This is a genomic window from Bacillus cereus group sp. MYBKT111-2 (assembly GCF_051915205.1).
In the GTDB taxonomy this organism is placed as follows: Bacteria; Bacillota; Bacilli; order Bacillales; family Bacillaceae_G; genus Bacillus_A; species Bacillus_A paranthracis.
The window spans coordinates 649,225-669,527 of the sequence record NZ_JBQAEG010000002.1 but is presented as its reverse complement, the minus strand read 5'-3'; the positions used below and the strand labels follow the sequence as shown (position 1 = coordinate 669,527).

The following is a 20,303-nucleotide window of genomic DNA, read 5'->3' as shown; positions in this document are numbered from 1 at the left end:
ATAGACTAGAGATTTGAAAGAAGGTTTTTCTACATATGAAACATGCTGAAAATGAATACTTAAATTTATGCCGCCATGTAATGGAGCATGGTACGAAGAAAGAAGACCGTACAGGGACAGGCACTGTATCTGTATTTGGATATCAAATGCGTTTTGATCTAAGTAAAGGTTTTCCTTTATTAACAACAAAGAGAGTGCCGTTTCGACTTGTAGCAAGTGAGCTACTTTGGTTTATGAAAGGTGATACAAATATTCGTTATTTATTGCAGCATAATAATAACATTTGGAATGAATGGGCATTTAAGAGCTGGGTAGAAAGCGACGAGTATACGGGTCCTGACATGACTGATTTCGGTCTTCGCTCACAACAAGATGAGGAATTTAAAGTGCAGTACGATGAGCAAATGGAATTATTTAAAAAGAACGTTTTAGAAGATGATGATTTCTCAAATAAATATGGTTATTTAGGAGACGTATACGGTAAGCAGTGGCGTGCTTGGAAAACGACAGCTGGTGAGACACTTGATCAATTAAAGGATGTAATTGAAATGATTAAGAAGACGCCAGATTCACGTCGCCTAATTGTTTCTGCTTGGAATCCTGAAGATGTACCAAGTATGGCATTACCGCCTTGTCATACACTATTCCAATTTTATGTAGCGGATGGCAAACTTTCTTGTCAGCTATATCAAAGAAGTGGTGATATATTCCTTGGAATTCCATTTAACATTGCAAGCTACTCACTACTAACACATTTAATTGCACATGAATGCGGACTTGAAGTGGGAGAATTCGTTCATACAATTGGAGATGCACACATTTATACGAATCATTTTGAGCAAGTAGAAAAGCAATTGGCACGTGAACCACGTCCGTTCCCGGAACTTACACTAAATCCAGATGTGAAATCTGTGTTTGATTTTGAAATGGAAGACTTAACGATTGAAGGATATGATCCACACCCAGCAATTAAAGCACCGGTTGCAGTATAATTGTAGAGGAGATGAAAAAATGATTGTTTCATTTATGGTCGCTATGGACGAAAATAGAGTAATTGGTAAAGATAATAATTTACCTTGGCGTTTACCGAGCGAATTACAATACGTGAAGAAAACAACGATGGGTCACCCGCTTATTATGGGAAGAAAGAACTATGAAGCGATTGGTAGACCACTGCCTGGAAGACGTAATATTATTGTAACTCGCAATGAAGGGTATCATGTTGAAGGCTGTGAAGTTGTTCATTCTGTAGAAGAAGTGTTTGAGCTATGCAAAAATGAAGAAGAGATCTTTATTTTTGGTGGAGCGCAAATTTACGATCTCTTTTTACCTTTTGTAGACAAGTTATATATAACAAAAATCCATCATGCATTTGAAGGCGATACATTCTTCCCAGAAATGGATATGACAAATTGGGAAGAAATTTTTGTTGAAAAAGGTTTAACGGATGAAAAAAATCCGTATACGTACTATTATCATGTATATGAGAAGCAACAATAGTAAAAAAGATTGATGTGAAAATTCACATCAATCTTTTTATTTGTATCCATCAATATAGGTTTATAGATGAGATTCGATAGTGCTATAATGAATGGTAGCATGTAAAAATGCTAAAATTTTCAAGAGTATTAAGATAGAAAGAGGAGGAGAATCGATTGAGAAAGATATGGGGGATTCTTTTTCTTTGCTTAACATTCATGTTAGTCGGATGTGGTAAAGAAGAAAAACCACAAGAAGCATTTGATACATATGCAAAAGCATGGAATAAACAAAAATTTGCAGAAATGTATGATCAATTATCAGAAAAGGCAAAAAAAGATATTTCAAAGAAAGAGTTCACTGAGAAATATGAAAAAATTTATTCTGGCATTGAAGTGAAAGACTTAAAAGTAGAAGCAGGAGAAGTAAAAGAAGATAAAAAAGATGAAGGTCCTGTTCCTTTTAAAGTAAGCATGGATACTGTTGGTGGTAAAATCAATTTTGCCCATGAAGCAAAAATGGTGAAAGAAAAGGATGGAGATAAAGAATCTTGGAAAATAGATTGGACTCCTGATTTTATATTCCCAGGTATGACGAAAGATAGTAAAGTGCGTATGCAAACGACAGAGCCGAAGCGCGGAGAAATATATGACCGTAACGGTAAATATCTTGCGGTAAATGGTAAAGCTTCTGAAATCGGATTGATTCCTGAAAAATTAGGGGATACAGCTCCGCAAACGAAAGAAACGGTAGCGAAGTTACTAAATATGTCTGTCGAAGAAATTGATCAAAAACTAGCAGCTAAATGGGTAAAACCAAATTACCTTGTACCAATTGGAATATTGCCTGAAGGAGCAACACAAAATACGTACATAGATTTACCTGGTGTTGCAACAAAACCAGTAAATGTTCGCTCATATCCATTAGGAGAAGAAGCCGCACATCTTACTGGCTATATTGGAAAAGTGAATGCTGAAGATTTAAAAACGTTACAAAAGAAAGGTTATCAAGCAGATGATCCAGTAGGTAAAGCTGGTTTAGAGCAAGTACTGGAAGAAAAGCTACGCGGTAAAAAAGGTGGTCGTGTCTTCGTAGAAGATGCACAAGGAAAAGAAATTAAAAATTTAGCAAAAACAGATGCTGTTGATGGAGAAAATGTAACTTTAACGATTGACAGTGCAGTTCAAAGCGAAATTTATAATGAAATGAAAAATGAGGTAGGATCAAGTGCAGCAATTAATCCAAAGACTGGAGAAACACTTGCACTTGTGAGCACACCAGCTTATAACCCAAATACCCTTACAAGAGGGGCGTCAAAAGCGCAACGTGATGCGGTAAATAATGATCCGAAAAAACCGATGACGAATCGATTTACACAATTATCAGTTCCAGGTTCTGTATTTAAGCCTATTACAGCAGCAATTGGTCTTGAAACGAAAACGATTGATCCAAAAGAAGAGTTAAAAATTGAAGGATTGAAATGGACAAAAGATTCTTCTTGGGGTAATTATTATGTAACGCGTGTAAAAGATGCAAATCCGATTGATTTTGATAAGGCGATGAAATACTCGGATAATATTTATTTCGCACAAGAAGCTTTGAAGATCGGGAAAGAAAAATTTATGAGTGAAGCGAAAAAATTCGGATTCGATGAGAAATTACCAATTGAATATGGATTCCCAGCTTCTAAAATCGCAAATGATAGTATTAAAAATGATATTCAAATGGCAGACACAGGTTATGGACAAGGACAAGTATTAATGACGCCACTCCATCTAGCATTAACGTACGCACCAATTGTTAATGATGGAAACATACCTTCTCCATATATTATTAAAACAGATAAGCAACCAAAAGTTTGGAAAGAGAATGTAATTTCAAAAGGCAATCAGGATATATTAAAAACTGCTATGACGAAAGTAATTAATGATCCAGATGGTACTGGGAAAATTGCTAAAATTGATGGCATGACTCTTGCTGGAAAAACAGGTACAGCAGAATTAAAAGTATCAAAAGAGGCTGAAGGAAAAGAACTAGGCTGGTTCGCTGCATTTGATTTAAATTCACCAGATATGGTCATTACCATGATGATTGAAGATGTAAAAGGTAGAGGCGGAAGTAATATTCCAGCGGAAAAAGTAAAACATGTATTTCAAAAATAATATGTAATAAAAGGCTGGCTCTATAATTTGTAGAGCTAGCCTTTTTATCCCACTTTAATGGGCAGTAAGACCCCCACCTCAAAATTCAGCGAAAGCAAAGAAGTTAGGTAGGGGATCAACTGCCCATAAAAGTCCGATTAGTTCAACTAATAATCAGTGGGGGATGAAGAAAACCCCCACTGATTAAAGTTTCATTTTATATGAAAAAATTCTTAATATCTGTATACTAAATTTTAAGGAAACAAAATAAATCATTAACTTACGAAAAAAAAGTAGCTATTTTTTATTGACATCGATTAAAACTTTTTGTATTATACTTACATAAGGTAAGTTATTAACTTTTAAAAAACAAATCTTGAATTAAAGATAAAGAGGAAAAAGGGAGAGAATACAATGACAAAAGTACTATTTATTACAGCAAATCCAAATTCAGCAGAAGGTTCTTTCGGAATGGCAGTAGGGGAAGCTTTCATCGAAGCTTATAAAAACGAACACCCACAAGACGAAGTTGTAACAATTGATTTATTCAACACTACAGTACCAGCAATCGATGCAGATGTATTCGCTGCTTGGGGTAAATTTGCAGCAGGTGAAGGCTTTGAGACTTTAACTGAAGCTCAACAACAAAAAGTTGCAGCAATGAACACAAACTTAGAAACATTTATGAATGCAGATCGTTATGTATTTGTAACTCCAATGTGGAACTTTAGCTACCCACCAGTAGTAAAAGCATACTTAGACAACGTAGCAATCGCAGGTAAAACATTCAAATATACTGAAAATGGTCCAGTTGGCTTGTTAGAAGGTAAAAAAGCACTTCACATTCAAGCAACAGGTGGCGTATATTCTGAAGGAGCATACGCAGCTGTAGACTTCGGACGCAATCACTTAAAAACTGTATTAGGATTTGTCGGTGTAAATGATACTGAATATATTGCAGTTGAAGGTATGAATGCAAACCCTGAAAAAGCACAAGAAATTAAAGAAGCAGCAATTGCTAATGCTCGTGAATTAGCAAAACGTTTCTAATATATCATACTTAAAAATGTCCAAACACTTGTTGTTTGGACATTTTTTCTTCTTTTTCCTTCGTTTGTCTAGTATAATGAAGGTCGGAATGATAATAGGTGGGGGTTCTGTATGATTCAAACGTTTTTTAAAATCTTTTATTTAATTTTAATCGTAATTGCGATTACACCGAGAATGTGGCGTCTTAAAAGACAAGTAAATACGATGTCGCCACAAGAAAAAGATAATGCTGTGTACAAAACGACAAATTGGTTTGGTAAGAAAATGGTACGTGTAGCTGGAGGAACAGTAGAAGTTAAAGGACTTGAAAATGTTCCGAAAGACAAGCCGGTACTAGTTGTAAGTAATCACCAGAGTAATATGGATATCCCTGTTTTACTAGGTTATTTAAATAAACCAATTGGCTTCGTTTCAAAGGCAGAGATTAAAAAGTTCCCAGTTGTACCAACTTGGATGGAACTTATGAATTGTGTATTTATGGATCGTAGCGATCGCCGCCAGTCACTTCAAGCGATTAAAGATGGGATTGAACTATTGAAGAATGGACATTCTATCGTAATTTTCCCTGAAGGAACGAGAAGTAAGGGTGGGGAAGTTGGAGAGTTTAAGGCTGGTAGTTTTCATCTTGCTGTAAAATCTGGTGTAGCAATCTTACCTGTAACATTAGATGGGACATATAAAATGTTTGAAGCAAATGGAAATCGTATGAAGCGAGCTCGTGCAACAGTAACAATTTCTAAGCCGATTACACCTGAAGAGTATGCGAATATGGATATTAAAGAGTTAACGAAGCATACACAGGATGTTATCGCATCACAATTACATAAGTAATAAAAAAGGTTTCAGCTTACATAAAGCTGAAACCTTTTTTATTATGCCGTAGGTAAGACGTAAAAGAGTACGCAGAAGAACATCATCGCACTACCACCTAATACGAAAAGATGCCAAATGGCATGATTGAACGGTAACTTTTCCCAAAGGAAGAATATAGCTCCTACAGAATATAAAATACCACCTGCTAAAAGTAGTGAAAAACCATGTCCAGTTAGATTTTCATAAAGTGGTTTAATAGCAACGATTATGAGCCATCCCATTATGATATAACATAGCGTTGATGCCTTAATAAAGCGGCGTACAAAGAAAATTTTGAAGATGATACCTCCGATTGCAAGGGTCCATATAATAGCAAGTAACGTCCATCCTAATGGGCCGCGGAGTGTAATAAGTAGAAAAGGAGTATACGTGCCAGCAATCAATAAGTAAATGGCTGAATGATCTAAAATAGTAAATATTTTTTCTACTTTAGGATGATGAATGCTATGTAGCAACGTTGAAAATAAGTACAGTAAGAACATACTTACACCATAAACAGTAAATGCAACTACAGCTGATGCGGTACCATGCTTAGAAGCATGAATAATCAATATGATTAAGGCAGGGATGCTTAAAATGGCACCGATACCATGTGTTATTGCATTTGCAATTTCTTCTTTTACAAATTGGGTCATTCGTGTCATTTTTTCAGTCATAATGCCAATCCTTTCTACTATTATAAAATAATATGTCATTTCCCTTACCATATCATACACAAGGGCAATAGAAAATGAAATTTGTATAATTGATTATATTTTTGAATTTTTTTGACAAAAGCCAATGGATTTGTTGACGTTTTCAAACTTTTTTGACAAAATAAAATTATGTAATAGTAGGACAAGGAATCTACTAATAAAGGGGATGGAGAAATGTTTTCAAATATTGGCTTTCCAGGATTAATTTTAATTTTAGTAGCTGTACTTATTTTATTTGGGCCGAAAAAATTGCCGGAAATCGGAAAGGCTTTAGGGGAAACGTTAAAAGAATTCAAAAAATCAACGAAAGAGTTGACTGATGATGCATTTCAAGAGAAGGAAAAGAAAGAAAAAATGTAAAGAATTTTCCTCGTAATGGATAAATAAAGTGTGGTGAACGAGATGGAAGATCGGGAAATGAGCGTCGTAGAACATATAGTTGAGCTTCGCAAAAGAGTAATATATACAGTGTTATCCTTTGTGTTATTTTTAATTATTGGGTTTACTTTTACGAAGGATATTTATTTTTGGCTTGTAAAAGATTTACCAATGAAATTGACTGTTCTCGGTCCAAGTGATGTATTGTGGATTTTTTTCTCGATTGCTACAGTATTTGCTATCGTTTGTACAATTCCTTTTGCTGCTATACAAATTTGGTTATTTGTAAAACCGGGTTTACATCCAAATGAACAAAAGATGACAGTAATGTATATACCGGTATTGTCTATATTATTTGTTGCAGGTTTATGCTTTGGGTATTTCGTTGTAATGCCGTTTTTATTTCATTTTTTAACTACGATAGGTAATGAAATGTTTAATACGATGTTTACGACAGAAAAGTATTTTCATTTTGTTCTTAATTTAACAGTTCCATTTGCTGTAATTTTTGAATTGCCAGTAGTAGTAATGTTTTTAACGAGTATTGGAATACTTACGGCAGAATTTTTAATAAAAATAAGAAGGTATGCTTACGTAGCGTTAATTATCATTGCATCGTGTATATCACCGCCAGATTTTTTATCTCATAGTTTAGTTGCGGTACCGCTTATTTGTATTTATGAAGTTAGCATCGCTTTATCAAAGATTGTGAGTAAGCGAAAAAAGAAAAGAGAAGAAGAAATCCATTCGAAAAGTGCCTCGTTATAAAGGCACTTTTTTTATTTATTTGTTATACTCTAGCTATAAACGTATACAATATAAAGAAGAAAAAAATTATAGAATCTCCAAAATTTAGACAAACTTTGCGCTTTTATAAGTTTATACTAAATGTATTAAGCAATATACGGATAACGAGTCCTCGTCTAATTGGATATGTAGGATGGGGGATGGATTAGGTGGAGATGAATAGAGTATAAATCTTCTAAACATAAGGACTACAGGGATTGTCTAAGGGTACTTTTGTATTCATAGGAGTCTCCACTTTAAACAACGTGTTACAGCGTAAAGTAGAGGAAGTTCAAAAATCCAATGAAAAAGAGGATTGATATTGTGATTACGAAAAGTTTTTATTTCACTCATTCAACAGGGGATTGTATTAAAATATTTGAAATCCCTGTCCTACAGGCGCAGCACCCATTATCGTTTCTAATTCAGTCTCGTCTTCAATTATTTATTGCAAAAATTCAAAAACAAAAGCACCCAAGATTTTCGTATTCTTTCCGTGAATATTTACAAAATTGTCTGAAGTGGAATGATTATTTAAATGTATATAAAACAAATACTCTTGAAAAAAATGCATGATATAGAGTGTGGACAGGGTTAAGAGCCCTGTCTTTTTCATTTTAGATATAAAAATATAATTAATTTAATGAAATTTCGTTCCAAATTGTTGAAAGCAATGGGAATACTAGTATAATAACAAGGAGAGCGTATTGGAAAGGGAAGAATATAATATGCAAAAAATTAAAATTGTAACAGATTCAACGGCAGATTTATCACAAGAGGTAATTGAGAAGTATGACATCCATGTTCTACCATTATCAATCTCTGTAAATGGACAAACATATTTAGATCGCGTTGATCTACAACCAGATGAATTTATTGAAGAAATGATTAAATCAGAGGAACTACCAAAAACATCACAACCAGCAATGGGTACATTTGTAGAAATGTATGACAAGTTAGGGGAAGATGGAAGTGAAGTACTTTCCATTCATATGACAAGTGGAATGAGTGGTACTGTGGCAACTGCAAATAGTGCTGCATCAATGACCGACACAAAAGTAACAGTTGTTGATTCGCAATTTATTACACATGCTTTAGCATATCAAGTAGTTGAAGCTGCGAAAATGGCAAATGAAGGACGCTCACTAGAAGAAATTTTAAAACGTGTAGATGAAGTAAGGAAGAATACTCGATTATATGTAGTAGTAGATACATTAGAAAACTTAGTGAAGGGTGGGCGTATCGGTAAAGGAAAAGCGTTTATCGGTTCGCTACTTAATATAAAGCCAATTGCTAGCCTTGAAGATGGTGTTTATAACCCTGTAACGAAAGTGCGTAGCCAAGGTCAAATTGTAAAAACGTTAGCTAAGTTATTTGAGGAAGATACAGCTGGAAAAGTTGTAAAAGCTGTGGCAATTCCGCATGCGAAAGCAATTCCTTTAGCTGAAAATGTAAAAGCGGCTGTTGAAAAAGTAAGTGGATTTGCTAAATCAGAAATTTTCTTTACAACGCCTATTATTAGTACTCATACAGGTCCGGGTGCAATCGGATTTATGTATTTAGCAGAATAATAAAAAAGCTACTTGAAATTTATTTCAAGTAGCTTTTTTATGTGAATAGAAAGTAAGAAATAAGAAGGGCTATACAGGCACTCCCGCTAATGATATAGCGAGTCTGTAAATATTCATTCATAGAAAACACCCTTTATGATTTTCTATATTATATGTTGAATATAGAAAATCAGTAGTTACGTTACACATGTAATGTTTCAATTTTTTCATTCACTTTCTTATAATGTGTTTCGCTATTATAAATGAAAGTTTGACCTAAAAAGAGTACATGCAGTTGTTCCCACGGCAACATACGTAAATTCCAATTATTTCGAAGCCTTGTTATTGCCTCGCGAGGTGTTTCATCAGCGAGTGCAAAAGCTCCGTAATGCATTGGTATAAAGTGTGTAGCATTTAAATCTAAATAAGCTTGCACTGCTTCTTCAGGTGAAACGTGAGATATTTTCATAAACCATTCTGGTTCATAAGCTCCAATTGGCATAAGGGCAATATCAATTGAAAAGCGTTTGCCAATTTCTTTGAAACCTTGGAAATAGCCACTGTCTCCACAAAAATAAATGGTTTCCTCCACATTGTCATTTTTTATAATCCATCCACCCCAGTGAGATGTGTTCATATCAAATAATGATCTTCTCGTCCAGTGCTGAGCAGGTACGAAGTGAAAGGAAACATCATCAATAGTCGTACTTTCCCACCATTTATACTCTTCTACATTATTGAATTTTTTACGAGTAAATAATTTTTTTAGCCCAATGGGTACTAAATATAATACGTCATCATTAAGTTGGCGAAGTGTTGAAAAATCTAAATGATCATAATGACCATGTGAAATGAGGACAATATCAATTTTAGGTAGTTCTTGTATAGAAAGACCAGGTTCAGTAAGTCTTGAGACTAGCTTCAATTTATTGGCCCATACTGGATCCGTTAGTATATTAAGTCCATTCGTTTGGATAAGAAAAGTAGAATGCCCAATCCATGTGACAGTCGTTTTTTCAATATTACTTTGCAAAAATGCACTTTGTTTAACGGGTGATTGTTCTACTAAGAAAGAAAAATCTTTTTTGTTTTGCTTTCGTTCTTTACGCCAGCGTATAAAAGAGCGAATTGATTTTTTTGTACTCACATTATCCATATTTTCATAGCGCTTTGCCATGAACATCACCTCATTTAAAATCGTTGTAATTGTATTGTACCGAAATGTTGTTAAGGAATACAGTGTATAACATGGATGAATGTTTAAATAATTGTAAAAAAACAGGAAGGTGCATTTACAAAAATAACAATAGAATTAGTTTTGCGACGATTATTTAGAGAAATAATAGTAAAAAAATTATTTTGTCTAGTAATTCGCTTGAAATAAAGAAGTAACATACGTAAATTCGTACGATTTCGTGAACAAATGTAGTAAACAATTTTCTCGTAGTGTTAACTTTTGTTATGATAAACATAACCTATTTAAATTTAGGATAGAGAAAAGAGGTTTATAAATGAAGCGTTATCAAAAAGTAATTGGTCTTATGGTTGTATTTTGTCTCTTTGTACTTGCTGGATGTAGTGGATCAGGTTCAAAGCTTCGTAAACCATTGAATTGGGATTTAGAAACTTTCCAATTTACAAATCAAGATGGAAAGCCATTTGGTACAAAAGACTTAAAAGGGAAAGTTTGGGTTGCAGATTTTATGTTCACAAACTGTCAAACAGTTTGTCCGCCAATGACTGCTAATATGGCGAAATTGCAGAAAATGGCAAAGGAAGAGAAATTAGATGTTCAGTTTGTATCATTTAGCGTAGATCCTGACCTTGATAAGCCAGAAAACTTGAAAGCTTTCATTCAAAAGTTTACAGAAGATACAAGTAACTGGAACCTGTTAACAGGTTATTCGTTAGAAGATATTACAAAGTTTGCAAAAGATAATTTCCAATCACTTGTAGATAAACCTGAAAATGGTCAAGTGATACATGGTACGTCATTTTATTTAATTGATCAAAACGGAAAAGTAATGAAAAAGTACAGTGGCATTAGTAATACGCCGTATGAGGACATTATACGTGATATGAAGCGATTAGCAGAATAAAAAGAAGGGTGCAGATTAAAGCACCCTTCTTTTTTACATTAATCTATGGATAAAATGTCATGTTGCTGTGGAAGTTTTGGAGCCCGAATTTCTAACACGCCATTTTGATACGAAGCTTTTGCTGCTTTTTTATTAATGGAGTACGGTAATTTAATTAATCTGGATGCTTCTGAAATAGAACGTTCTCGGCGATAATAGTTATGAGAAGTTTCTTCTTCAGCCTCTTCAAGTATCTCTTCTTTTACAGAGACTTTTAAGTATTCACTTTGTATTTCAATTTGAATTTGTTCTTTTTGTATACCTGGTAGTTCAGCTGTAACAACGAGTTCTTCACCAACTTCATATAAATCTACAGGGAATGTTAATAAACGATTTCCTTTTTGGAAAAAATGATTTAAATCAGCAATTACATTGCGAAGTGGTGTTTGCTCGAAGAAATCATCAATTTGCTTTAAATAATTGCGAACCGGTGGGCGAGAAGAGTCTTTTTTTTCTTCACTCATGGTATTCCCTCCTAGAAATCAATTTGCAATATCATATGACAAAAGCGGAGAAAGGTGATTGCCTAATTTTCATGTTTTCATAAAAAATTGTTAAAAATGTGAAATGGAGTGATTTTTTTATAGTTTTTGGTCGCCATATTCAGTTGATTATGCTAGTATAAATAGGGTTGATATAGTAGTATAGAGACAGAATGAAAACTGAAAGAGGGTAAGAAGTATGTGTGGTTTTGTAGGATGTTTATGTGAAAACCCTAGAGAGTTTTCAGAAACAGAAAAACATCAATTTGAAAATATGAACACGATGATTTTCCACCGTGGTCCAGATGACGAAGGATATTTTCGTGATGAGCATGTACAATTTGGCTTCCGCCGTTTAAGTATCATTGACTTAGAGGCAGGACATCAGCCGCTAACTTATGAAAATGATCGATATGTAATTATTTTTAATGGTGAAATTTACAACTATGTAGAATTACGTGAAATGTTACTTGAAAAAGGTGCAACGTTTGCAACGCAATCTGATACAGAAGTTATCATTGCATTGTATGCACATATGAAAGAAAAATGTGTAGACTACCTTCGTGGTATGTTTGCATTTATGATTTGGGATCGTGAAGAGAAGAAACTTTTCGGTGCACGTGATCACTTCGGTATTAAACCTTTATACATCGCACAACAAGGTGATACTACATTCTTCGCATCTGAGAAGAAAAGTATTATGCATGTAATGGAAGATAAAGGCGTTAACCCAACGTCATTACAACATTACTTTACGTATCAATATGGTCCAGAGCCAGAAACATTAACAATTGATGTTAATAAAATCGAGCCTGGTCATTATTTCGTAAAAGAAATTGGTAAAGAGATGGAAATCCATCGCTACTGGAAACCTTATTTCAATGCTTCAAGTGCAACGAAAGAGGAGCATATCCAAGCAATTCGTGATGTGTTATATGATTCAGTAAAAGTGCATATGCGCAGTGATGTACCAGTAGGTTCATTCTTATCTGGTGGTATCGATTCATCTATCATCGCTTCTATCGCAAGAGAAATGAATCCAAATCTTTTAACATTCTCTGTTGGTTTTGAGCAACGTGGTTTCAGTGAAGTTGATGTTGCGAAAGAAACTGCTGAGAAATTAGGTGTTAAAAACCATAACGTATTCATTTCAGCGAAAGAGTTTATGGATGAGTTCCCAAAAATCATTTGGCATATGGATGATCCTTTAGCAGATCCAGCAGCTGTACCGTTGTACTTCGTTGCAAAAGAAGCACGTAAGCATGTAACAGTTGTTCTTTCAGGCGAAGGTGCAGACGAGCTATTTGGTGGTTATAACATTTATCGTGAGCCAAACTCACTGAAAATGTTCTCTTACATTCCTAGCCCAGGTAAGAGCGTTCTAAAAGCACTAAGTGGTGCTCTTAAAGAAGGCTTTAAAGGAAAGAGCTTCCTAGAGCGTGGATGTACGCCAATTGAAGAGCGTTACTATGGAAACGCGAAAATCTTCCGTGAAGAAGAGAAAGCTGAATTAATGAAGTATTACAATGAAAGTGTTAACTATATGGATATCACGAAACCATTGTATAACGAAATTAAAGATTATGATGATGTAAGCAAAATGCAATACATTGACATGTTCACTTGGTTACGCGGTGACATTTTATTAAAAGCTGATAAAATGACAATGGCGAACTCATTAGAACTTCGTGTACCGTTCTTAGATAAAGAAGTATTCGATGTTGCATCTAAAATTCCAACTGAATTTAAGATTGCTAACGGAACTACGAAAGCTATTTTACGTGAAGCAGCACGCGGAATCGTTCCAGATCACGTATTAGATCGTAAAAAACTTGGATTCCCAGTACCAATTCGTCACTGGTTAAAAGACGAAATGCATGATTGGGCTATCAATATTATAAACGAGAGTAAAACAGAGCATTTAATCGACAAACAGTATGTATTAAACTTACTGGAAGCACATTGTGCAGATAAAGGCGATTATAGCCGTAAAATTTGGACTGTACTTGCGTTTATGGTATGGCATCAAATTTATGTTGAGCATAAATACGATACGAATAAGTTCCACGAAGAAACGAAACGTGCGTATAGCTTAGTTTAATTAGAAAAACCTTAAGATCGCATATGGTCTTAAGGTTTTTTTCATAAATAGGACGTATTATTGATACAATAATAGTAAAAGGATGGACAACATATGATTACGTTTGAAAAAGTAACTGTAGAAAATGAAAGCGTTGTTAAAGAAATGTTTTACTCACATAGTTTAAGTGAGAAACAGGTACAGTATTGTGTGAAAGTCGATGATACATATATTGGTGTAATAGATTATCGTGTTCAAGGGGAGACTGCGGTTTTATCTCAGTTAATTATTCACTCTGATTATCAAAGTTACGGTTATGGGACAAATACGTATTTTACATTTGAAATGATGATGAAAGAAAGAAATGTGAAAGAGATAAAGGTATTACAAACGGAATTAACAGAACAAGCGAAATCTTTCATAGAGAGCTTTGGATTTAATGTGGAAGACGGAATATATGTGAAGAAAATATAACGATGAGTAGTTATGCGGGATAAATATAAGGCAGGTGGGTGTATGACGATGACTTCTGGTCTTGTATTAATTGGAGGATGTTTTTTAGTAGCGGAGCTAAGCCATATGCTTATTCGAAAAAGAATGAATAAGAAGAGAAAGCCATATGAATTACAATATGCCCCAGTGTTTTTCCTTTTGTTTTGTATGCTACTTACATTACAAAACATAACGAACTTTCCACCGCTGTTACATATTTTTTTGAAGTTTGGTTTGCTGTATAGTACCACTGGAATAGCCCTTTTATTTCTTTTATTTTGCATACGTTATATTCACTATCAATCGTATATATTTATTTTAAATTGGTTAAAACAAAATGATAGAAACCGCCTTACATAAGGCGGTTTTTTAATTTGTAATTGTAATGGCTTTGTATATAAAACTCAAAATTCCATTGAAATTTATAAAAATGATTAGAGGATTTAACATATTATCTGTTTTTAGTATGTGGTACTATATATTCTTAATCTGTAACGTAAGTGGGTGTATAAATTGGAAATGTTAATCAACTAGTTTATCCGGCTTTAATGGGCAGTAAGACCCACACCTCAAAATTCAACGAAAGCAAAGAAGTTAGATGGGGATCGGGCTGCCCATAAAAGTCCGATTGGTTAGGGCTGATTAAAGTTTCACTTTATATGAAGTGCTAAAAAATAGCAGAATTAAATTTTAGGGAGGTATCGTGTTTGTATGTTTAATATTGATATGTTATTTCTTGAATGGATGATCAGTCTGGAGGGAAGTGTACTTACAGCATTTTTTAAACTTGTATCTATTATTGCAAATGAAACATTATATTTAATTGTTATTTCAATTTCGTATTGGTGCGTTTCTAAAAGAAAAGCATTTCATATGATTGTTATGCTTTGTTTCTCTGGATATATAGGGATAGTGATAAAAGAATTTATGAAAATTCCGCGACCGTATACATACGACGGAATTCAATCTTTATATGAAAAATCAGCTGCAAGTTATTCTTTCCCAAGTACACACGTGCAGTTAGCAACAACGTTTTGGGGTTCATTTATGATTTTATGTAAAAAGAGAATCATTTGGATCATTGGTATTGTTTTTATTATATTAGTTGCTATTTCTCGTCTATATTTACGTGTACATTGGCTCAGTGATATAATAGGTGCCGTTTTATTTAGTGTCATAGTTGTTTATTTATATACGAAGGTAACAATGGGATTAAGTGATAGGAAATTTATATTGTTACAACGAATTATATTGGCTGTTTCACTCATTATGTATGTTATGACAAGCCAAGTAGATAATCTTAAATTACTAGGAGTTTTGACAGGTTCTACGATTGGTACCATGTTAGAGAATCATTTTATTAATATGAATGAAAGTAATGATTTTAAAATGCAAGTGGTAAAAACAGTATTGGGTCTTAGTATTTTGTTAGTGGTACAGCTCCTATTAAAAAAAGTCATACCAGATATGTATTATTTACGTTATGTATTGACTGGATTTACAATTACTTTCTTATGTCCATTTATGTTTCACATGTTACGAATAAAAAATGTGAGTAGCAAATAAATATAAAAATAGTTTGAATAAAAATGAGGTCTAAATTATATATATTGAAAAAGTTTTCTGATATATCTATTGACAATGTATGATATATACATTAATCTTTAAAAAGTAAATGATAATCAATTTCAACTAGGAGGACTTATGGCACGCACTAAAAATATACTTATATTTTGCGTTATGCTACTAACGATCATAATCGCAGGGTGTAGTAAAGAAGAGAAGAAAGAAAATGAGACATCAGCTAAAGCAAAAGATTCGTATACGATAAAACATGCAATGGGCGAAACGACAGTAAATGGTACGCCAAAAAGAGTTGTTGTTTTAACAAATGAGGGCGCTGAGGCACTTTTATCTGTTGGAGTAACACCAGTTGGAACTACAAAACCACGAGCTGGTGATGAATGGTATCCTCATTTAGCGAAAGAGTTAAAAAATACGAAAGTAGTAGGAACTGAGCGTGACATTAATTTAGAAGCAGTAATGAAGCTTCAGCCGGATTTAATTATCGGAAATAAAATGCGTCACGAAAAAATATACGAACAATTAAAAGAAATCGCGCCAACAGTATATGCTGAAACATTACGCGGTGATTGGAAAGAAAACTTTACACTTTATACGAAAGCTGTAAATAAAGAAAAAGAAGGGCAAAATGCTCTTAATGATTATAAAAAGCGTATTGCAGGAATAAAAGAAAAATTAGGTGATAAAGTTAACTCTAAAGTTTCTATTATTCGTTTCGTCCCTGGTGACGTTCGTATTTATCAAAAAAATTCATTCTCAGGTGTTGTATTAAATGATATTGGATTTAAACGACCACCATTACAAGATAAAGATGAATTTGCAATTAAAGGAATTACAAAAGAGCAAATTCCAAATATGGACGGGGATTATTTATTCTATTTCACATCTGATAAAGACGCGGATAAGAATAATGAAGGAAATACATTAGCAAAAGAATGGACAGAAGATCCACTCTTTAAGCAACTGCAGGCTTCTAAAGAGAATAAAGTATTCCAAGTAGATGAAGTGATTTGGAATACAGCAGGTGGTATTGTAGCTGCAAATCTTATGTTAGATGATATTGAAAAATATTTTCTGAAGTAAATGAAAAGTGCATCACTTTAAATAGGTGATGCACTTTTTATTTTGTTAAAATACAGAAAATTGCTTCTTTTGATCGTGCATAAGTTGTACAATTAAAACAATCATGTAATAAAGGAGTGGGAATAAATGAAAGCTACTCATAAAGATTGGATTTTATTTAACGGAAGAATTGTAAATACGAAGGAAGAACAGCCAATGATTCCATTAGAGGAGAGAGGCTTTCAATTTGGTGATGGTATATACGAGGTATTCAGACTATATGATGGGAAGCCACATTTATTAGATTTACATTTAGAACGATTCTTTCATTCTATGGAAGAAATAAAATTAATTCCACCGTTTACTAAGGAAGAGTTAGTGGAAGAGTTATATCAAATGATTGAAAAAAATAAATTTCAAGAAGATGGGAATGTATATTTGCAAATATCAAGAGGGGCTCAAGCACGTAATCATGTATATGAGTCAAATATGCAACCAACATATTTCGCAAACATTGTTTCTTTTCCACGACCAATTGCTTCTATGGAACGAGGAATAAAAGTTACTGTAGAAGAGGATATACGCTGGAAGTTCTGTCATATAAAATCCTTAAACCTGCTACCTAATATTATGATTAAAAATAAAATAAACGAACAAGGCTATCAAGAAGCAATATTAGTGCGAGATGGAATTGTAACGGAAGGTTGTCATTCAAATTTCTTTATGGTGAAAAATAATAAATTGATTACACATCCGGCTGACAATTTCATTCTACACGGCATTACCCGTCACTATGTTATTACATTAGCGAAAGAGTTACATATTGAAGTAGAAGAAAGAGAATTTTCACTTCAAGAAGTATATGAGGCCGATGAATGCTTCTTCACAGCGACGCCACTTGAAATATTCCCAGTCGTTCAAATTGGTGACGAGCAGTTCGGGAACGGGGAGAGAGGAGCGATCACAAAGAAACTCCAAGTTGCATATGAAGAAAGTATTCGTTTGTTTAAAGTTACGAACTAATATTGAAGAAAAAAGCTGGTATTACTCCAGCTTTTTTTCATGATATAATTCAAACATAGGACAAGATTTGAAAACGCTGTAAAAAGGGGATTTAATGTATGAATTATGAAGATTTTAAAGAAGTAATTCACGGTAGACGAAGTGTTAGAAAGTTCACAGAACAAGAAGTATCCACTAGTGATATAAAAGAAATTATTGATTGTGCTCGTTATGCACCGAGTGATACGAACTCACAAACTTGGGAGTTCTTGGTCATTATGAATCGAGAGAAAATTAAAGAAATTGAACAAATGACATGGGATGCATTACATAAACTTGCGGCAAAAGCGGCAGAAAACGGAGAAGAGAAAGCAGGGAAATTACTTACACGTTCTTTTGGACCATATGCAACAGCTTTCTCGGAGGCACCAGTATTAATCGTATGTTTGGCAACGCCATATGAATCAAAGTTTCGTGAAAAAATATTTGATCCGATTGCTTTTGTTCCAGATTCAGTTTGGGAAGAAGAAGGAATTAAGAGCAGCTGTTTAGCGGCACAAAACTTAATGTTAGCTGCACATGCGAAGGGGCTTGGTACATGCCCAATGACAGGACCGGTATTGTTAGCTCAAGATGAACTACGACAATATTTACAAATTGAGCCTGAAAAGCAAATAAATATGGTTATATCACTCGGTTTTCCGAAAGATAAGCCGAAGAAACTTCCAAGAAAAGAAGTAGATGAGATTACAACATTTGTTTTTTAAAGCTCAAAATAAAAGGACATTGAATAAACAATGTCTTTTTATTTTGGATAGGTATGTAATTAATCTGTTAGGCTAAAATGATAGATAAGAGGGAATTACTATTTATTTCATAAAAAAAATTAATGTTCTATTAGGGAAAGTATGATACATTAATCGTGAGCAAGATTCTAGTTGTTCATGAAAGTGTTGAAAGTAGTCTTAAAATTTAAAAGTTATTTTTGTATAATAAATTATAATGAAATGACAGGGGGGATGAATTTTGAAAAAATTCATAATCACTGGATTGTCTGTATTGTTATTAGTTGGTTGCGGTGCTCCAAAGGAAAAAGAGGGTACACAATCAAAGCCTGAAGAACAAGTCGTAAACGCAAGTAATGAGAATATAGTTGTATTTCCTGAAGGCGTAATGCCAATTGGAGAAGGAAAAGTGAAAGTTATTACTCCAGACGGTACTTCTGAGAATGGTAATATACCAGCTGTATTCATTAAAAAGGATACTTTAATTCAACACGTTGAATTAGAGCTCTCTAATTTTCAAAATGATAAAGAAACATTCGTATTTGTAGATCGAGTGTTTGCAGATAAATATCAAGTAACTAGTACAACACAGACAACAGTACAATTAAAAGAAAAGACGCTTGAAACAGGTAGTCATACGATTACGGCAGTTCAGTATGAAAACAATGATCCGAAAGGAAAGGTTATTAGTTTTAATCAAGCAACATTCGAAACAAAACCAGCGTCATAAGAAGAATAAAAAGTACATTACTCAAAAAGTAGTGTACTTTTTTGTTTATACTAGAGGTTGTAATAGTGAATCACTTGTTTCGTTTTCTAATATGATTAAATTAGGAAGAGACCACTTGTTACTACTATGACAGAAAAAGCGGTTGAAGAGGTGAACTGGTGTATTTGTATCTTCTTGATTAATATGATGATGTCAGTAATTTGGTTTATGATGCAAGTTACGTTCCATTATCAAATTTATGACTTATCGATAGGGTCTATTTGTTTTACCATTGTTTAGCTATTATATGATAAACTCGGAATAAGGTAAGTTTCAGAAGAAAAATGTAGGTATTTCATTTGAAATGTCGAATAGTACATACGATGTCGTAATAACAAATTTTCTATTGTTTACTGTGAAACAGGAGAAGGAGAGATAGTAATGAAACGAGCTCTTATAAATATTGATTATACATATGATTTTGTAGCGGAAAAAGGTGCTTTAACTTGCGGAAAACCCGGTCAAGAAATTGAGAAAGAACTTGTAAATATAACGAAGCGATATATCGAAAATGGAGATTACGTTGTCTTTGCTATTGATAAACATGAAGACAACGATGTATATCATCCTGAATCAAAATTATTTCCGCCTCATAACATAACGGGTACAAATGGAAGAGATTTGTTTGGTGAATTACAAGATGTGTACGAAACATATAAAAATGCAGAGAATGTATATTACATGGATAAAACGCGATATAGTGCATTTGCAGGAACAGACTTAGAGATGAAGTTAAGAGAAAGAGGAATTGAAGAGGTTCACCTTGTAGGGGTATGTACTGATATTTGTGTTCTTCATACAGCAGTAGATGCTTATAATAAAGGGTTTAAAATTGTAGTTTATGAAAAGGCGGTTGCATCTTTTAATGCGCAAGGGCATGAATTTGCACTTGGACATTTTAAATCTTGTTTAAACGCAGAAGTGAAGTAAAAAAAGAGGCCTTTAAAAAAGGTCTCT

At 33.8% G+C, this 20,303-nt stretch carries 23 protein-coding genes; 20 read left to right on the top strand and 3 right to left on the bottom strand.

What is annotated here, in order from left to right; all coding sequences use genetic code 11:
- Window positions 1-35: 35 nt before the first annotated feature.
- The 5 genes from ACTFNE_RS08735 to ACTFNE_RS08715 all read left to right on the top strand — a co-directional run bounded on the left by ACTFNE_RS08735 (window position 36) and on the right by ACTFNE_RS08715 (window position 5,501).
- Entirely contained in the window at window positions 36-992 is a 957-nt protein-coding gene (locus tag ACTFNE_RS08735; protein ID WP_000679597.1) for a thymidylate synthase, read from the top strand.
- Between the two features lie 19 nt (window positions 993-1,011).
- Window positions 1,012-1,500, top strand: a complete 489-nt coding sequence (locus ACTFNE_RS08730) for a dihydrofolate reductase (protein WP_046197524.1) — start codon at window positions 1,012-1,014, stop codon at window positions 1,498-1,500.
- Between the two features lie 155 nt (window positions 1,501-1,655).
- Window positions 1,656-3,641, top strand: coding sequence for a penicillin-binding protein 3 (gene pbpC, locus ACTFNE_RS08725; RefSeq protein ID WP_046197523.1), 1,986 nt, complete (start codon window positions 1,656-1,658; stop codon window positions 3,639-3,641).
- Between the two features lie 393 nt (window positions 3,642-4,034).
- Window positions 4,035-4,670 (top strand): FMN-dependent NADH-azoreductase, encoded by a 636-nt coding sequence (locus ACTFNE_RS08720; RefSeq protein ID WP_000170029.1) that lies wholly within the window; start codon window positions 4,035-4,037, stop codon window positions 4,668-4,670.
- A gap of 111 nt (window positions 4,671-4,781) precedes the next feature.
- Window positions 4,782-5,501, top strand: a complete 720-nt coding sequence (locus ACTFNE_RS08715) for a lysophospholipid acyltransferase family protein (RefSeq protein WP_000616589.1) — start codon at window positions 4,782-4,784, stop codon at window positions 5,499-5,501.
- Window positions 5,502-5,542: 41 nt separating this feature from the next.
- Here the strand turns inward: ACTFNE_RS08715 and trhA are convergent, their stop codons facing one another.
- Window positions 5,543-6,199, bottom strand: coding sequence for a PAQR family membrane homeostasis protein TrhA (gene trhA, locus ACTFNE_RS08710; RefSeq protein ID WP_000136887.1), 657 nt, complete (start codon window positions 6,197-6,199; stop codon window positions 5,543-5,545).
- Window positions 6,200-6,412: 213 nt separating this feature from the next.
- Between trhA and ACTFNE_RS08705 the strand changes: the two genes are divergently transcribed.
- From ACTFNE_RS08705 to ACTFNE_RS08690, 4 genes are all read left to right on the top strand, one after another.
- Window positions 6,413-6,598, top strand: a complete 186-nt coding sequence (locus tag ACTFNE_RS08705; protein WP_000492443.1) for a twin-arginine translocase TatA/TatE family subunit — start codon at window positions 6,413-6,415, stop codon at window positions 6,596-6,598.
- Window positions 6,599-6,640: 42 nt separating this feature from the next.
- Window positions 6,641-7,384, top strand: coding sequence for a twin-arginine translocase subunit TatC (gene tatC / locus ACTFNE_RS08700; protein WP_046197522.1), 744 nt, complete (start codon window positions 6,641-6,643; stop codon window positions 7,382-7,384).
- A 342-nt stretch (window positions 7,385-7,726) separates the two neighbouring features.
- On the top strand, window positions 7,727-7,978 hold the full coding sequence (locus ACTFNE_RS08695) for a DUF2535 family protein (RefSeq protein ID WP_000629012.1): 252 nt from the start codon (window positions 7,727-7,729) through the stop codon (window positions 7,976-7,978).
- 152 nt (window positions 7,979-8,130) lie between these two features.
- Window positions 8,131-8,973, top strand: coding sequence for a DegV family protein (locus tag ACTFNE_RS08690; RefSeq protein WP_025991670.1), 843 nt, complete (start codon window positions 8,131-8,133; stop codon window positions 8,971-8,973).
- Window positions 8,974-9,154: 181 nt separating this feature from the next.
- Here the strand turns inward: ACTFNE_RS08690 and ACTFNE_RS08685 are convergent, their stop codons facing one another.
- Window positions 9,155-10,129: an MBL fold metallo-hydrolase gene (locus tag ACTFNE_RS08685; protein WP_046197521.1), complete on the bottom strand. Its 975-nt coding sequence runs from the start codon at window positions 10,127-10,129 to the stop codon at window positions 9,155-9,157.
- Window positions 10,130-10,463: 334 nt separating this feature from the next.
- On the opposite strand from ACTFNE_RS08685, the gene ACTFNE_RS08680 reads away from it, so the two are divergent.
- Window positions 10,464-11,051 (top strand): SCO family protein, encoded by a 588-nt coding sequence (locus ACTFNE_RS08680; protein ID WP_046197520.1) that lies wholly within the window; start codon window positions 10,464-10,466, stop codon window positions 11,049-11,051.
- Between the two features lie 38 nt (window positions 11,052-11,089).
- On the opposite strand, the gene ACTFNE_RS08675 is transcribed toward ACTFNE_RS08680, so the two are convergent.
- Window positions 11,090-11,554, bottom strand: a complete 465-nt coding sequence (locus ACTFNE_RS08675; protein WP_001288083.1) for an Hsp20/alpha crystallin family protein — start codon at window positions 11,552-11,554, stop codon at window positions 11,090-11,092.
- Window positions 11,555-11,771: 217 nt separating this feature from the next.
- Between ACTFNE_RS08675 and asnB the strand changes: the two genes are divergently transcribed.
- The 10 genes from asnB (at window position 11,772) to ACTFNE_RS08625 (ending at window position 20,276) form a co-directional block, all read left to right on the top strand.
- Window positions 11,772-13,673 carry an asparagine synthase (glutamine-hydrolyzing) gene (gene asnB, locus ACTFNE_RS08670; protein WP_000333816.1) on the top strand — a complete coding sequence of 634 codons (1,902 nt, stop codon included), beginning with the start codon at window positions 11,772-11,774 and terminating at the stop codon, window positions 13,671-13,673.
- Window positions 13,674-13,766: 93 nt separating this feature from the next.
- On the top strand, window positions 13,767-14,126 hold the full coding sequence (locus tag ACTFNE_RS08665; RefSeq protein WP_000627529.1) for a GNAT family N-acetyltransferase: 360 nt from the start codon (window positions 13,767-13,769) through the stop codon (window positions 14,124-14,126).
- Between the two features lie 48 nt (window positions 14,127-14,174).
- The gene (locus ACTFNE_RS08660; RefSeq protein ID WP_046197519.1) at window positions 14,175-14,504 is read left to right on the top strand and encodes a hypothetical protein; all 330 of its coding nucleotides are present in this window, start codon (window positions 14,175-14,177) and stop codon (window positions 14,502-14,504) included.
- Window positions 14,505-14,855: 351 nt separating this feature from the next.
- Window positions 14,856-15,710: a phosphatase PAP2 family protein gene (locus tag ACTFNE_RS08655; protein ID WP_046197518.1), complete on the top strand. Its 855-nt coding sequence runs from the start codon at window positions 14,856-14,858 to the stop codon at window positions 15,708-15,710.
- Between the two features lie 138 nt (window positions 15,711-15,848).
- Window positions 15,849-16,811 carry an ABC transporter substrate-binding protein gene (locus tag ACTFNE_RS08650; RefSeq protein ID WP_000124633.1) on the top strand — a complete coding sequence of 321 codons (963 nt, stop codon included), beginning with the start codon at window positions 15,849-15,851 and terminating at the stop codon, window positions 16,809-16,811.
- Window positions 16,812-16,937: 126 nt separating this feature from the next.
- Window positions 16,938-17,813 carry a D-amino-acid transaminase gene (gene dat / locus ACTFNE_RS08645; RefSeq protein WP_046197516.1) on the top strand — a complete coding sequence of 292 codons (876 nt, stop codon included), beginning with the start codon at window positions 16,938-16,940 and terminating at the stop codon, window positions 17,811-17,813.
- A gap of 98 nt (window positions 17,814-17,911) precedes the next feature.
- Window positions 17,912-18,559 carry a nitroreductase family protein gene (locus ACTFNE_RS08640; protein WP_001105300.1) on the top strand — a complete coding sequence of 216 codons (648 nt, stop codon included), beginning with the start codon at window positions 17,912-17,914 and terminating at the stop codon, window positions 18,557-18,559.
- A gap of 259 nt (window positions 18,560-18,818) precedes the next feature.
- Window positions 18,819-19,307, top strand: a complete 489-nt coding sequence (locus tag ACTFNE_RS08635) for a hypothetical protein (protein ID WP_000713490.1) — start codon at window positions 18,819-18,821, stop codon at window positions 19,305-19,307.
- A 126-nt stretch (window positions 19,308-19,433) separates the two neighbouring features.
- Window positions 19,434-19,586, top strand: coding sequence for a hypothetical protein (locus ACTFNE_RS08630; protein ID WP_168770395.1), 153 nt, complete (start codon window positions 19,434-19,436; stop codon window positions 19,584-19,586).
- 141 nt (window positions 19,587-19,727) lie between these two features.
- Entirely contained in the window at window positions 19,728-20,276 is a 549-nt protein-coding gene (locus tag ACTFNE_RS08625) for a cysteine hydrolase family protein (RefSeq protein ID WP_046197515.1), read from the top strand.
- Window positions 20,277-20,303 lie beyond the last annotated feature (27 nt).